Raw genomic sequence first — 14,094 nt, 5'->3', positions numbered from 1 at the left:
CGTTCAGGCCGGTGTGCCGGTATCGTGCGCCGACTCCGGGGTCAGTGCCGCGACCACTCGGGCGAAGCGTGCGGCGAGCGCGGCGTCGGCCGGCGCCGGCGCGCTCAGATACCAGTCGCGCAGCAGCTCGGTGGTGCCGCCGAGCGGGTCGCTCTCGCCATCGCCCATGCGCTCGGCGAGCCGCGCCACCTGATACGCCAGACGCTGCTGACTATACGCCGGCGGTGAGTCGATACCGGTGAGGATCTCGAGCTGGAGACAGAGCTGCTGACGCTGCTCGCCGTGTGCATCCAGCTCCGCGGCGAGCGTCTGCGCCGTCGCGGCATCGGCGAGTGCTTCGCAGGCCCGTTGCAGCCGCGCATCCATCGCCGTCTGCAGTGCCTGATCGTGCAGCGCGCCGAGCGCGGTCCATTCCGCCTCGATCGCGGCGCGATCGAGGCCCTGTCCGTGCTCGGCGATCGCTGCCAGCTCGATTCGGGCGCACAGCATCTCCTGGCGCTCGAGCAGTGCGATGGTCCGGCCCCGCTCCCGGTCGCGCGCGTGCTGTCGTGCCTGTAGCAGCCGCTCGCGCGCCGCCTGCCAGCGTGCCTTGAGTGCGCCGGCGGCCTGACGCGGTACCGCCAGTGACTGCAGTTCGCGCCAGCGCGCGTCGAGTTCGCCCAGGCGGGCGTCGAGTCGCTCCGGCGTGGTCTCGTCCGCGGCGCTCTGCTCGGCCTCGGTGCAGAGTGCCTCGCGCCGGGCGAGGTTGTCCTCCAGCTCGGCGAACTGGGCCTTCTGCAGTGCCGCGCGCCGGGCGAACACCGCGTCGCAGGCGGCGCGGAACTCGCGCCAGATGCGGTTCTCATCCTTTTGACGCGCCGCGACCGTGGTGTGCCAGTCGCGTTGCAGCGCCTTGGTGCGCTCGAGCGCCTCTTCGAGCGGTTGGTGCTCGACCAGCGTCTCGACCTCGGCGATCAGCGCGCGCTTGAAGGCGAAGTTACGCTTGCGCTCGCTCTCGAGCCGTCGCTCCAGACGCTTGAGCGCGCGGTGGAAGCGGCGCTCCAGGACGTGGCGGTGACGCGCCTCGACCGGGCCGATCGCCGCCCAGGCGCGACGGGTGTCGGCGCGCGTCTGCACCACCTGTTTCCAGTCCGCCTGCTCCCAGTCGACACCCTCGATGAAGGCCTCGAGCTGGTCGCAGAGCCGTTCGCAGGCGGCGCGGTTGGCCGCGCGCTCGGCCGCCTGGGCCTCGAGATGGGGGCGGCAGCGCTCGCGGATGCGGGTCGCAGTCTCCTGGAAGCGGGCGCGCAGCGTCTCGTCGGCGCGCGCCCCGGAGCGGTCGAGTTCCTTCCAGCGCTGTTGCAGCGACTGCAGCTGCTCGGCGGCCTGTTCGAGCGCCGGCGCCTCGGCCTCGAGCGCGGCGATCTCGGTGCACAGCGCCTCGCGGTGCTGGTCGGCGCTCCAGCGGCGCCACTGCTGCAGCTCGCGCAGCTGGGGGGCGAGCTGACGCAACCGCTCGGCGGCGCGGACGCTGTCGGCGTTGGCGCAGCCGCTGGTCTCGACCAGTTCGAGCCCGGCCTGCAGGCTCTGGAAGAGGGCGTCGGCCTTGCGCAGCTCGCCGGCCTCGAGACGCTGTTCGAGTTCGGCGAGCTTGCCGCCGAGCTGGTCGCGGCGCTGCTCGGCGTTGCGCCGCTGGGTGCGGATGCGTGCGGCGAGCCGGTCGACGAGCGTGCCGCATGCGGCCCTCACCGGTTCGTCGTCGAGGGTCGCGCAGCAGTCGCGGGTGCGTTCGAGCAGCCGCTCGGCGCGGTGGCAGACCAGCGGCTTGGGGCTGTCGAGCAGTTCGCCGATGCGCGCCTGGTGTTCGGCGAGCTGGGTACGCGCCTGGGCTTGTGCGCGCTCGCGGCTGCCGCGATCGGCGATGCGGCTGGCGAGTGCGCGGCGGCGCGCCTCGAGCGGCGCCTGTTCGGTCTCGGGTAGCGGGTCGAGCGCGCTCCATTCCTGCTCGATCCGGCTCAGCTCGGCGGCCTCCGGGGCGGTGGCGTCGGCGAGGGTCTCGAGCCGTGTGAGCAGCGCCTGATAGGTCGCGGCGCGCGCGGCCTGGTCCTGCTGCTCGGCCTGCTCCCGGGCCGCTGCCGAGCTGGCCGTCTCGAAGGCCGCGATGAAGCGCGCGCGCGCTTGCTGGTAGCGCTCGCGCAGCTCGGGTTCGGCGCGCGTCTCGAGTTCGCCCCACTGCTGGTCGAGATGGTCGAGCAGCGCGCGGTCCTGGGTCCAGTTGCCGAGCCGACCGAGCCGCTCGGCGCGTTCGCACAGCCCGCTGCACTGCTCGCGGATGCGCTGCGGCTCGGCCTCGCGCTCGGCGATCAGGCGCAGTTTTTCGCGGGCGCGACGGTGGACGACCTTGTCGCGCTTGCCGATCTCGCGCACCACGCGTTCGAGCGCCTCGCGCCTCTCCAGTCGCTCGATCGCGGCGCGGCGGTTGGCCGCCACCGGGTCTTCGAGGGCGCACTCGGCGAGCGCCTCGGGAGCGTCGAGTCGGGCGATGAGTGACAGTCGCAACGCCGGATCCGGGCAGCGGCGGGCGAGGCTGGCGAGCGCCTCGGGGGCGGTGATCGCCGCCAGGCGCGGCGCGCGCTCGGTGGCCGGCTGGAGGCGGGCGAGGAGTTCGCCGTAACGGGTCGCGGCGGCGTCGCGCTCGCTCGCCGCCGTCGCGCTGACGAGGGTTGCGGCGAGGCGGTCGAGGTCGCCTGGTTCGACCGGCGGTGGCGGCGTCTCGGCCGGTTCACGCTCGAGGGATGCCGGTGGCGTCCTCGGGTGTGCGGTTGCGTCGGTCTTGCGCCGCTTGAGAAAGCGTTTGAGTAACATCTCGGTCCCACCCAGGTTTGCGCTCGAGCCCGCGCGGCGCGCGACGTCGCCGCGCCCGTGGCTGAAGGTGTCAATGACGGAGCCGTCGCGAGGGTTCGGTCGGCTCCGAGTCGATCGGTTCTTCCGGGGCGCGCCGTCTCGCCGACAGCGCGCTCCGGGCCGGACGTCCGGCCGCGGCGGTGGGCGTCTCCCTGCCCACGCCATCGCTCGGGGCCGGCGCCGCCCTAGTGTAACCGAGCGCGGCGACTCCGGTCCGTCGTGGTGCTCAGGCGGGGTCGCGAACGAAGGGGTTGGTGCGCCGCTCGCGCCCGAGCGTCGACATCGGGCCGTGCCCGGGGATGAAGGAGACCTCGTCGCCGAGCGGGAACAGCCGCTCGCGGATCGAGGCGATCAGCTGGGCGTGATCCCCGCGGGGGAAGTCGGTGCGACCGATCGAGCCGCGAAAGAGCACGTCGCCGAGCTGGATCAGGCCGCTCGCGCGGTTGTAATAGGCGAGGTGTCCGGGGGTGTGGCCCGGGGTGTGGATCACCTCCAGGGTTTGTTCGCCGAGGGCGATGGTCTCGCCGTCGGTGAGCCAGCGCTGCGGGGTGAAGGGCTCGACCGGCGGGAACCCGAACAGCTCGCGTTGGTGCTCCAGGGTCTCGATCAGGAAGGCGTCGTCGTGGTGCGGGCCGAGGATCGGCACCCCGAACCGCGTGGCGAGCGGGGCGCTGGCGCCGACGTGATCGAGGTGGCCGTGGGTGAGCAGCAGGTACTCGGGGACGAGTTCGAGCTGCTCGACCAGGGTGGCGATGACCTCGGGCTCGCCGCCGGGATCGATGATGGCGGCACGCTTGGTCCGATCGCACCACACCAGGGTGCAGTTCTGCTGGAAGGAGGTGACGGGCTGGATCTGGTAGTGCACTGGGCTGTCGTCGGGCTGATTGGATCGATGCGCGCGGATGCTCGCAGCCCCGTGCCCGGGTGTCCAGCCCGGCGTGTCCGGGGTCAGGCGCGCAGCTGTGCGTAGAGCTGGTCCTTGAGTTGCAGACGACGCTTCTTCAAGACCTCCAGGGTGTCGTCGGCGACCGGGGCGCCGAGTTCTTCGAGCTGACGGACGCGGACGTCGAGTTCGTCGTATTCGTCCATCAGTCGGGCGAAACCGGGGTCGCGCGCGCGCAGCACGGCGATGCGGGTGTGCAGGTCGGGGAACTCGTGCAGCAGGTCGTGGGATTCACCGAGCATGGACCGCTCCTCCTGATGACTGTGCGAGATCTTTGCCCCGAGTATAGGTGTGGCGACCGGCCGCGCGCGGCCGGTCGCCGCCGGGGTCATTTGTCGTCCAGACGCTCGATCACCGCCTCGGTGATGTCGAGTTCCTCGTCGATGTAGAGCAGGCCGTTCTGGCCGCGCTCGACGACCATGTCGAGTCCGCGCTTCTCGGCGATGGCGTTGACCACCTCGCGCGCCGGCACGACGATCTCGCGCCCTTTCTCCTGCTGGGCCTTCATCAGTTCACGTTGCAGTTGTGCGGCCTCTTTCTGGTAGGCGGCGATGCGCTCCTTGAGTTCGGCGCGCTGCTTGCCGACCTGTGCCTCGCTCATCAGCGGGGCGTCGCGCTCGAGCGACTGCTGCATCTGCATCAGCGTCTGCTCTTCCTCGGCCAGGGCGCGTCCGCGTGGCTCGAAGTCCTTGCGCAGCTGCTCCTGCACCTGCTGACCGATACGGCTCTCCTCGAGCACCTTCTGCATGTCGACATAGCCGACGCTCGGTCCCGCGAGGGCGGATAGGGGCAGGGCGAGGGCGAGCAGCAGGGCTGTGGTCTGAAGCGGACGACTCATGTGTGGACTCCGGGGTGGTCTCGGGTATCTGGGGATCCGGCGTCGATGCCGGTGGTTCGGGCCTCTGGCCCCGGCGGGATTCTAAGCCAGGGCGCTGGATCGCGTCACAGGGGCGTGCGCCTGGCCGGTATCCGCGACCCTGGCGAAAATCACCACGGAAAGCGACAATATACGGAACTTCACCGCCATTGCGTCCTCGAGCGCTTGTGCCACCCTGAGCGGTGGCGGGTTCGGGGGCGTCGGGGTCGATGATGACAGGCATGGGGGCGGGAAGGTGTCGAGGCGCCTCGTTCGTCGTCGTGGTCCAGACGTCCGGGCGCGACCGCATCCGGTCGCCGACCGACCCCCCTCGATACAGACAGACCGCGTCATGGCAGGCGCGGACAGCTTTTCCGGAGATCCGCAACGTGGGCAACTCGCTCCAGGACCAACTGCTCAAGGCGGGCTTGGTCAACGAACAGAAAGTCAAGCAAGCGCGCTCGGCCAAGCGCAAGAAGGTCAAGCAGAACCCCAAGGGCGGGGCCGGTGACGAGGCCGCGCGTCAGGCCGCAGAGCGTGCCCGGCGCGAGAAGCTCGAGCGCGATCGCGCGCTCAACCGCCAGCGTCAGGAGGAGGCCGCGCGCCGCGCCGCCGAGAACGAGGTCCGCCAGCTCATCCACAGCAACCGGGTGGTGCGCGAGCGTGGTGACGTCGCCTACAACTTCACCGACGGCAGCAAGCTCAAGCGGATCTACGTCAACAAGGCGCAGTACGCCAAACTGGTCGCGGGCCGGCTCGCGGTAGTGCGTCAGGACGATTTCTACGAGCTGGTGCCGGCGGAGATCGCCGAGCGCCTGCTCGAGCGCAACGCACGTCTGGTGCTGGTGCTCAACCGGCCCGAGGAGACGCCCGACGAGGACGATCCCTACGCCGAGTTCCAGGTGCCCGACGACCTGATGTGGTGAGTCTGTTGCGCCGCTCACGCCTCGATCCTGCATGGAGTCGCCGATGACGGAACCGGTCAATCTCAAGCTCGCGGTGCTGATCGATGCCGATAACGCTCAGGCGAGCATCGTCGAGGGGCTGCTCGCCGAGGTCGCTAAGTACGGTACCGCGCACGTCAAGCGCATCTATGGCGACTGGACCTCGCCGAACCTCGGCTCCTGGAAGGAGACGCTGCTGCGTCACTCGATCCAGCCGATCCAGCAGTTCAGCTACACCAAGGGCAAGAACGCCACCGATGGCGCGATGATGATCGACGCCATGGATCTGCTCTATTCGCGCAACTTCGACGGTTTCTGCATCGTCTCCAGCGATAGTGACTTCACCCGCCTGGCCTCGCGGTTGCGCGAATCGGGGATGACCGTCTACGGCTTCGGCGAGCGCAAGACCCCCGAGCCCTTCGTCGCCGCCTGCGACAAGTTCGTCTTCACCGAAGTGCTGCGCGAGGACGCCGACGAGGACGACGGCGCGCGCAAGAGCACCAAGGAGCTGAAGTGCGACACCCGGCTGGTGAATCTATTGCGCAGCGCCGTCGACAGCGCCGCCGACGATACCGGCTGGGCCGGTCTGGGGCCGGTCGGCTCGGCGATCGCCAAGCGCAGCCCCGGGTTCGACGCGCGCAACTACGGCTACCGCAAGCTCAGCGAGCTGCTCAACGCCATCCAGCTGTTCGAACTCGACGCGCGTCAGGTCGGGCGTGGCCCCCATCGCGTGCTCTATGTCCGTGATCCACGACACCATGACTGAGCGCGGGCCGTCGTTGATCGACACCCACTGCCATCTCGACCTGCCGGTGTTCGACCTCGACCGGGCCGAGGTGTTGGCCGCGGCGCGCGCCGTCGGGGTCGAGACCCTGGTGATCCCGGCGATCGCGCGCGCCGGCTGGCCGGCGGTGCTGGCGCAGCGTGCTGCCGCCTCCGCCGAGCGCCCGGCCTGTCGGGTCGCGCTCGGGCTGCACCCGCTCTATCTGCCGCCGCCCGAGGCGGCCGAATCGGCACTGACGGCGTTGCGCGCGCTGGTCGCCGCCGAGCGGCCGGTGGCGATCGGGGAAATCGGGCTCGACTTCCATCGTGCCGACGCCGATCGCGACCACCAGCTGGCGCTGTTCGAGGCCCAGCTGACGATCGCCCGCGAGGCCGGGCTGCCGGTGCTGCTGCATGTGCGCAAGGCCCACGAGGAGGTGCTCGCCGCGCTCGCCCGTGTCGGCGTCGAGGGCGGCATCGCGCATGCCTTCGGCGGTAGCGAGCAGCAGGCCGGGCGCTATCTCGATCGCGGGTTCCGGCTCGGCTTCGGCGGCATGCTCACCTTTGCGCGCTCGACCCGGCTGCGGCGGTTGGCGCGAGCGCTGCCGCGTGACGCCCTGGTGCTCGAGACCGACGCCCCGGACATGACCGTGGCCCGCCACCGGGGCGAGCGCAACAGCCCGGCCTATCTCGCTCAGGTGCTCGCCGCCCTCGCCGAGGTCCGCGACGAGTCGCCGGAGCTGCTCGCCGCCCACACCACGACCAATGCCCGCGAGGTGCTGGCGCTATGAGCCAGGATCAGCCGCTGTGGGACCGCACCCGGATCCTCGTCGGCGAGGATGGGGTGGCGCGACTGCGTGATGCGCACGTCTTCGTCGCCGGGCTCGGCGGGGTCGGTGCCTTCGCCGCCGAGGCGCTGGCGCGCGCCGGGGTCGGCACCCTCACTCTGGTCGATCACGACCGCGTCGATCCCTCCAATCTCAATCGTCAGCTGGTGGCGCTCGCCACCACCCTGGGTCGCCCCAAGGTTGAGGTGATGGCCGAGCGCGTCGCCGCGATCAACCCCGAGTGTCGGGTCCGCGCCCATGCCGCCTTCCTGCCCGCCGAGGGCGCCGATGCCTTCCTCGCCGAGCGCCCGGACCAGCTCGTCGATGCCATCGACAGCCTGGGGAGCAAGCTCGCGCTGATCGAGACCGCGCTGCGCCTCGGGGTGCCGGTGGTCAGCAGCATGGGCGCCGGTGGGCGGCTCGATCCCACCCGCATCCAGGTCGGCGACCTGATGGACACCAAGGTCTGCGGGCTGGCGCGCGCGGTGCGCACCAAGCTGCGCCGTCGTGGGGTCGGGCGCGGGGTGTGCGTGGTCTGGTCGGACGAGGAGCCACGCCCGCCGGCGTCGCCCGAGCCGGTCGGCCGGGGTCGCGCGCGCGCGGTCAACGGCACCATCAGCTATCTGCCGGCGCTGTTCGGTCTGACCCTCGCCGGGGTGGTGATCCGGCGCCTGCTCGAGGGGACGGACGCCGGCTGAGCGGTTCAGTCCGCTCGCGCGCGCGAGACGATCCAGTCCGGCAGCGCCTCCGGGGCGAGCGGTCGGGCGAACAGATAGCCCTGGCCGAGTCGGCAGCCGAGTCGGCGCAGCGCCCGCGCCTGCTCACGGGTTTCGATGCCCTCGGCCAGTATCTCCTGCCCCAGCGCCTCGCCGAGAGCGATGATCGCGCGGATGATGTCGCGATCCTGTCCCTGGGTGTCGATCCCGCCGACGAACGAGCGGTCGATCTTGAGCAGATCGACCGGCAGTTGCTTGAGCCGCGCCAGCGACGAGTGTCCGGTGCCGAAGTCGTCGATCGAGAGGCTGATGCCGTCGGCGCGCAGTCGTTCGAGTTCGGTGATGACATCGATATCGTGCTCCATCACCACACCCTCGGTGATCTCCAGCCCCAGATGGCGGGCATCGAGCCCGGTCTCGTCGAGGATGCGTCGGGTGGTGTCATAAAGCGCGCCACGCTGGATCTGGGCATGGGCGACATTGACGTGTACCCGGCCGATGGCGATTCCGGCCTCGAGCCAACGGCGTGTCTGGAGGCAGGCCTCGCGCAGCGCCCACTCGCCGAGCGCCAGGGTCAGACCGCTCGATTCGGCGACGGGGATGAAGCGTCCTGGCGGCAGCAGACCGTGCTGGGAGTGCTGCCAGCGCACCAGGGCCTCGATCCCGACCAGGGCGCCGTCGAGCAGCGAGACCTGGGGCTGGTAGTGCAGCAGCAGTTCGCCGTCGCGGATGGCGCGCTTGAGTTCGTGTTCGAGCTGGGCGCGATCGCGGGCGATGCGGGTGAGGGTGGCGGTGAAGAAGGCATAGCTGTTGCCGCCGGCATGCTTGGCCTGACGCAGCGCGACCTCGGCGTTGTGCAGCAGCTGGGTGCTGTCGGCGCCGTCGCGCGGGTAGAGCGCGACGCCGATGCTCACGGTGATCAACAGCTCGTCGTCGCAGAGTTCGAAGGGTGCGGCGATGGCGCGCAGCAGCTGCTCGGCGAGTCGGGCGCTGTCGGCCTCGTCGGCGATGTGCTCGGTGAGTACCATCAGCTCGTCGCCGCTGAAGCGGGCGATGGTGTCGTCGCGCTGCAGTCGCGCCTTCAGGCGACGACCGACGGCGCGCAGCAGGGCGTCGCCACCGGCGTGACCGAGCGCGTCGTTGATCCCCTTGAAGCGGTCGATATCGACAAACAGCACGGCGAGCTGGCCGCATCCCTGCTCGGCGCGCCCGATGGCGTGCTCGAGCCGGGCCTGGAACAACAGCCGGTTGGGCAGCTCGGTGAGGGCGTCGTGATGGGTGAGGTAGTCGACCCGCGCCTGGGAGTGGCGGACCTGGCTGAGGTCGGAGAAGACGCCGACGAAGTGCGCTGTCTCGCCCTGGGGGTTGCAGACCTGGTTGATGCGCAGCAGTGCCGGATGGACGCTGCGATCGCGATAGCAGATCCAGATCTCACCGCGCCAGTAGCCGGTCTCGGCGAGGGCACGGCGGATCGCCTGGAAGAACCCCGGGGGGTGACGGGCCGATTTGAGGAGCGAGATCGGTCGACCCAGCAGGGTGTCGTGCTCATAGCCGGTGATCGCGGTGAAGGCGCGGTTGACCTCGAGGATACGACCGCTCGCGTCGGTGATGTAGATCCCCTCGGCGGTGCTGTCGAAGACGGTACCGGCCAGACGTAGCCGTTCCTCGGCGGCACGGATCTCGGTGAGGTCGATGTCGACGCAGAACATCTCGCGCCGGCCGCTGCTGTAGCGCTGCATCACGTGGCTGGAGAAGACCTCGACCGCTGAGTCGTCGCGACGGCGCAGCCGCAACTCGCTGGCCGGCGGGTCGCGATCGCTCTGCAGCCAGGTATCGATCAATCCGGTCATCTGCTCGCGAAACTCCGGCGGGATGATCAGCTCCTCGATCCGTCGCCCCAGCGCCTCTTGTGGGGTGTAGCCGTAGACACGCTCGTTGGCGCGGTTCCAGAAGGTGACGCGGCGCTGCTCGTCATAGCCCTGTACTGCGATCGCCGGCAGCTTCTCGAGGATGCCGCGAAAGCGTGCCTCGCTCTCGCGCAGCGCCGACTCGATGCGGCGGCGCTCGCGATGCGACAGCACCACGAGCACCAGCGGACCGCTGGGCGTGTTCTCGATCAGTCGCAGTCGCACTTCGAGCGGGGTGCGCGGGTCCGGTCCCGGGGCCTCGAGCACCCGCTCGCCGATGCGTACTGCGGCCAGCTCGTCGTCGAGTCCGCGCTCCGCTGGCCAGCAGGGCAGCGGCTCGAGACGCTGGCCGAGCAGCTCGTGTTCGTCCAGACGCAGCAGTTGACAGGCGGTGAGGTTGGCGAGCTGGATGCGTCCGTAGTCGGGATCGACTGCGATCAACCCTTCGTGGCAGGCGTCGAAGAGCGCGCGCAACAATCCCAGCGCCGGGCGATTTGAGGTGAGATGTGGGCGCTTGGGCGCGACGGGCATGGGTTCCGACTCCAGGGTCAGCGTCGTCGTTTGGCCGGGCAGTGGTTCGGCATCGGTGGTGTTCGGCGCATCGGGGCGCTCCTCGGTGAAGTCCCCCTCAATTCTAAGGGGACATTGACGATGCTGCATGTGACTCAGGGAGTCGTCTTGATACGCTCCCAGCCGGCGAGTGCCTCGCGCCGTGACTGCGCCAGATCGATCATGGGGGCCGGATAGTTGAGGTCGAGACCAACGCCGGCGCGTGCCAGCGTGGTATTGGTGGCGGTCCAGGGTTGTTGCAGTACCTTGTCGGGCAGGCGTGCCAGCTCCGGGCACCAGCGGCGCACATAGTCCCCATTGGGGTCGAAGCGCTCGCCCTGGCGCACCGGGTTGAAGACCCGGAAGTAGGGTGCGGCGTCGGCGCCGCAGCCGGCGGTCCACTGCCAGCCGAGGGTGTTGCAGGCGAGATCGGCATCGACCAGGGTGTCCCAGAACCAGCGCGCGCCGAGCTGCCAGGGCAGGCGTAGGTTCTTGGTGAGCAGGGAGGCGGCGACCATGCGCACCCGGTTGTGCATCCAGCCGGTGTGCCACAGCTCGCGCATCCCGGCGTCGACCAGGGGAATGCCGGTGCGTCCTCGTTGCCAGCGCTCGAGCAGCTCGGTATCGGACGGTTCGCGCCAGGGGTAGTCGGCGAAGCGCGCATCGAGCGGATGCTCCGGGGTCTGCGGGAAGTGATAGAGCAGATGATAGGCGAACTCGCGCCAGCCGAGTTCGCGCGCGAAGGCATCCTCACCCAGGGTCGGGGGGGCGGGAAGCGCGGCGCGGGTCAGCGCGAGCAGTCGGCGCGGACCGATCTCGCCGAAGTGGAGGTGTGGCGAGAGCCGTGAGGTGCCCGGTCGGTCGGGATGATCGCGCAGCTTGCCGTAGCCGCCGAGAGGGCCGGCGAGGAAGTGCTCGGCGGCCATCCGCGCGCCGTCCTCGCCGGGAGTCCAGTTCGCCGCCAAGCCCTGGTCCCAGGAGAGGCGTGGCAGCAGCCCGAGTTCGGCGACGGTGGCGCCGCCGTCGAGTTCGACGGTGGGGATCCGTGCCGGGGCCGCGATCGGATCGGGGTGCTCGGCGAGGCGCGGCGCGCAGTGACGCCAGAAGGCGCTAAACACCTTGTAGGGACCACCGTTGCCGGTGGCCGCCTCCCAGGGCTCGAACAGCAGCGCGCCGTTGTGGCTGGCGCAGTCGAGTCCGGCGGCACGGAGCTGCTGCTTGATCTCGGTGTCGCGCGCTCGGGTGGCGGGATCGTAGAGACGGTTCCAGTGGATCGCCCGGGCGCCGCTGGTCTCGGCCAGTCGACGCAGCAGCGCGAGGCTCTTGCCCTGGCCGATCCACAGTCGGGCACCGCGCGCGCGCAGCGCGCCATCGAGTGACTCGAGGCTGTGGTGCAGCCACCAGCGGCTGGCTGCGCCTGGGGCCCAGGGGGCCTCTTCGTCGGGGGCATGGATATAGACCGGGAGGATGCGCGCGCCCGCGCGCAGCGCGGCCTCGAGCGCGGGGTTGTCATCGAGACGCAGGTCGCGTCTGAACCAGACGATGATGGTATCGGACATGATGTGGTGCTGATCGGTGGGTGTGAACGGACGGCGTCGCCGCCGGCGACGCGCAATGCCGATGGTAGCCGATCCGGGCGTGTTCGAGCGCACCGGCTCAGGGCGCGGTTGTCAGCACCTCGTCGAGAAAGGTCTCGAGCATGCGCCAGGCGCGTTGCGCGGCGCGGGCGTCGTAGGCCACGCCGTCGAGCCCGTAGCGGTCGGCCTCCGGGTTGGTGAAGCCGTGACGGGCCGCGCCGTAGATCACCAGTTGCCAGTCGGCGCCGAGGCGTTCGAGGCCGCGCTCGAAGGCGTGTACGCGAGCCGTCGGCACCATGGGGTCGGCGGCGCCGTGCAGCGCGAGCACCGCGGGTGAGAGATGGCCGAGTTCGGGCGGTGGCGGGGGCAGGGAGCCGTGGATGCTGACCACGCCGGCGAGTGGTGCGCCGGCATAGGCCAGCTGCATCGCGGTGGCGCCGCCGAAGCAGTAGCCGAGCGCGACGATACGCTCGGGGTCGACCTCCGGGCGCTCGCGCAGCACCGTCAGCCCGGCGAGGGCGCGCTGGCGCCAGGCCTCGGGATCTTCGCTGAGCTGGGTCATCCATGCCTTGGCGTCGGCGGCGTGCTCGGTGACTCGACCGGCGCCGTAGAGGTCGGCGGCGAAGACCACGTAGCCGAGTTCGGTGAGCCGTCGCGCCTGGGCGCGGACATGATCGTTGAGCCCCCACCACTCGTGCAGCACCAGCACTCCGGGGCGTGGGCCGGGGTGGGCGTCGTCGTGGCTGAGATAGCCGCCGAGGCGGATCTCGCCATCGGTGTAGAACAGGGTCTCGGTGCGGGGTGCGGCGCCGATCTCGAGTGTGGCGAGCAGGGCGACGGCGGCGAGCAGCGACGGGATGCGCATCCTCCTTCCCTCCGTACGGATCGGATCTCAGGGACGGGCGTGGACCTGGCCCGCATTGAGGGGGATATCCGGGCGCATGGTCGCGATGGCAATATGTCCTCCCGAAGCCGGATTGCAACCCCGATCCGGCCCGTCTATCCTGATGCTGCGTTGCAGCACGGCGGCCCGACCCCGCCGATTCAGACGTGGCCGATCAGCTCGTCGAGATGCGTACTGACACAACGGCCGAGCGCCGACAGCGTATACCCCCCCTCCAGGCAGGACACCACCCGTTCTCCGGCATGGCGCAGCGCGAGCTGGTGCAGCTCGCGGGTGAGCCAGCCGAAGTCGGCCTCGCGCAGGTTGAAGTGCGCCATGTCGTCCTCGATATGGCCGTCGAATCCCGCCGAGATCATGATCAGCTCGGGCGCGAACTCGTCGAGTCGGGGCAGCCAGGCCTGCTCGATCGCCGCCTTGAAGGCGGCCCCGTCGGTCAGTCGCGGCAGTGGCAGATTGAGAATGTTGGGCGCGTCGGTGTCGGCGCCGCTGTTGGGGTAGTAGGGGTGCTGGAAGCTCGAACAGAACAGTACGCGTTCGTCGCCGCGGAAGATCTCCTCGGTACCGTTGCCATGATGGACGTCGAAGTCGATGATGGCCACGCGCTCGAGCCCGTGGTGGGCGAGGGCGTGAGCGGCGCCGATGGCGACGTTGTTGAACAGACAGAAGCCGCCGCCGCTGCGCCGTCCGGCATGGTGCCCCGGCGGCCTCACCGAGCAGAAGGCGGCATGATGACGATCGCTCATCACCAGATCGACGCCGAGGATCACCGCGCCGGCGGAATGCATCGCCGCCTCCATGGTGTGACGGTTCATGCCGGTGTCGCCACCGTCGACCCAGGCCACCGAGTCGTCGCTCGGGGCAGTGTCGATGATGTGCTGGACATAGTCGGCCTCATGCACCATCTCGAGTTGCGCGCGGCTCGCGGCGGGGGCGTCGTAGTGGGTCAGCAGCATCTCGATGCCGCAGGCGATCATGCGATCGCCGATCGCGTTGAGCCGCTCGGGGCACTCGGGATGGTGCTCGCCCATGCGGTGTTCCAGGCAGGACGGGTGGCTGATGAAGGCGAGATTCATGTCGGGTCCTCGGTCGTCGAGCACGGCGTCCGCTGGAGGCGCCGCCGGCATGGTTTCGTTCTTCGCGACAGGGCGTCCACGCGGACGCATCCGGGCTGCGATCATTGGCACGGGGGGCGGCGCGCGCTGCGCGCGCTCGCCGACACGACCTCC

The 14,094-nt window shown here is 70.1% G+C and carries 12 protein-coding genes; 4 read left to right on the top strand and 8 right to left on the bottom strand.

Annotated features, from left to right (window positions below; genetic code table 11):
* Positions 1-3: 3 nt before the first annotated feature.
* From MARPU_RS11775 to MARPU_RS11760, 4 genes are all read right to left on the bottom strand, one after another.
* Complete coding sequence (locus MARPU_RS11775) at positions 4-2,844, bottom strand: DUF349 domain-containing protein (protein ID WP_005223521.1); 2,841 nt, start codon at positions 2,842-2,844, stop codon at positions 4-6.
* A gap of 265 nt (positions 2,845-3,109) precedes the next feature.
* Positions 3,110-3,748 (bottom strand): MBL fold metallo-hydrolase, encoded by a 639-nt coding sequence (locus tag MARPU_RS11770; RefSeq protein WP_005223522.1) that lies wholly within the window; start codon positions 3,746-3,748, stop codon positions 3,110-3,112.
* An 83-nt stretch (positions 3,749-3,831) separates the two neighbouring features.
* A complete protein-coding gene (locus MARPU_RS11765; protein ID WP_005223523.1) occupies positions 3,832-4,068 on the bottom strand; it encodes a YdcH family protein in 237 nt (78 codons plus the stop codon).
* An 86-nt stretch (positions 4,069-4,154) separates the two neighbouring features.
* Positions 4,155-4,664, bottom strand: coding sequence for an OmpH family outer membrane protein (locus MARPU_RS11760; RefSeq protein ID WP_005223524.1), 510 nt, complete (start codon positions 4,662-4,664; stop codon positions 4,155-4,157).
* Positions 4,665-5,071: 407 nt separating this feature from the next.
* Between MARPU_RS11760 and MARPU_RS11755 the strand changes: the two genes are divergently transcribed.
* Genes MARPU_RS11755 through MARPU_RS11740 form a run of 4 tightly spaced genes read left to right on the top strand, consistent with a single transcriptional unit; the run spans position 5,072 to position 7,913 of the window.
* Positions 5,072-5,608, top strand: a complete 537-nt coding sequence (locus MARPU_RS11755) for a DUF2058 domain-containing protein (protein ID WP_005223525.1) — start codon at positions 5,072-5,074, stop codon at positions 5,606-5,608.
* Positions 5,609-5,651: 43 nt separating this feature from the next.
* Positions 5,652-6,392, top strand: a complete 741-nt coding sequence (locus MARPU_RS11750) for an NYN domain-containing protein (RefSeq protein WP_005223526.1) — start codon at positions 5,652-5,654, stop codon at positions 6,390-6,392.
* A complete protein-coding gene (locus MARPU_RS11745) occupies positions 6,385-7,179 on the top strand; it encodes a TatD family hydrolase (protein ID WP_043763625.1) in 795 nt (264 codons plus the stop codon). The genes MARPU_RS11750 and MARPU_RS11745 overlap by 8 nt, the downstream gene beginning before the upstream one ends.
* A complete protein-coding gene (locus MARPU_RS11740) occupies positions 7,176-7,913 on the top strand; it encodes a tRNA threonylcarbamoyladenosine dehydratase (RefSeq protein WP_005223530.1) in 738 nt (245 codons plus the stop codon). The genes MARPU_RS11745 and MARPU_RS11740 overlap by 4 nt, the downstream gene beginning before the upstream one ends.
* A gap of 5 nt (positions 7,914-7,918) precedes the next feature.
* Here MARPU_RS11740 and MARPU_RS11735 read toward each other — a convergent pair whose 3' ends face one another.
* The 4 genes from MARPU_RS11735 to MARPU_RS11720 all read right to left on the bottom strand — a co-directional run bounded on the left by MARPU_RS11735 (position 7,919) and on the right by MARPU_RS11720 (position 13,941).
* Complete coding sequence (locus MARPU_RS11735) at positions 7,919-10,498, bottom strand: sensor domain-containing protein (protein WP_005223532.1); 2,580 nt, start codon at positions 10,496-10,498, stop codon at positions 7,919-7,921.
* A 5-nt stretch (positions 10,499-10,503) separates the two neighbouring features.
* A complete protein-coding gene (locus MARPU_RS11730) occupies positions 10,504-11,946 on the bottom strand; it encodes a cryptochrome/photolyase family protein (RefSeq protein ID WP_005223535.1) in 1,443 nt (480 codons plus the stop codon).
* 97 nt (positions 11,947-12,043) lie between these two features.
* Positions 12,044-12,829 carry a dienelactone hydrolase family protein gene (locus MARPU_RS11725; RefSeq protein ID WP_005223536.1) on the bottom strand — a complete coding sequence of 262 codons (786 nt, stop codon included), beginning with the start codon at positions 12,827-12,829 and terminating at the stop codon, positions 12,044-12,046.
* Positions 12,830-13,008: 179 nt separating this feature from the next.
* Positions 13,009-13,941 carry a histone deacetylase family protein gene (locus tag MARPU_RS11720; protein ID WP_005223538.1) on the bottom strand — a complete coding sequence of 311 codons (933 nt, stop codon included), beginning with the start codon at positions 13,939-13,941 and terminating at the stop codon, positions 13,009-13,011.
* Positions 13,942-14,094 lie beyond the last annotated feature (153 nt).

The sequence above is a fragment of the Marichromatium purpuratum 984 genome (assembly GCF_000224005.2).
Classification (GTDB): Bacteria; Pseudomonadota; Gammaproteobacteria; order Chromatiales; family Chromatiaceae; genus Marichromatium; species Marichromatium purpuratum.
The sequence above is the reverse complement of the archived record's forward strand: the minus strand, read 5'-3'. Positions and strand labels throughout refer to the sequence as shown.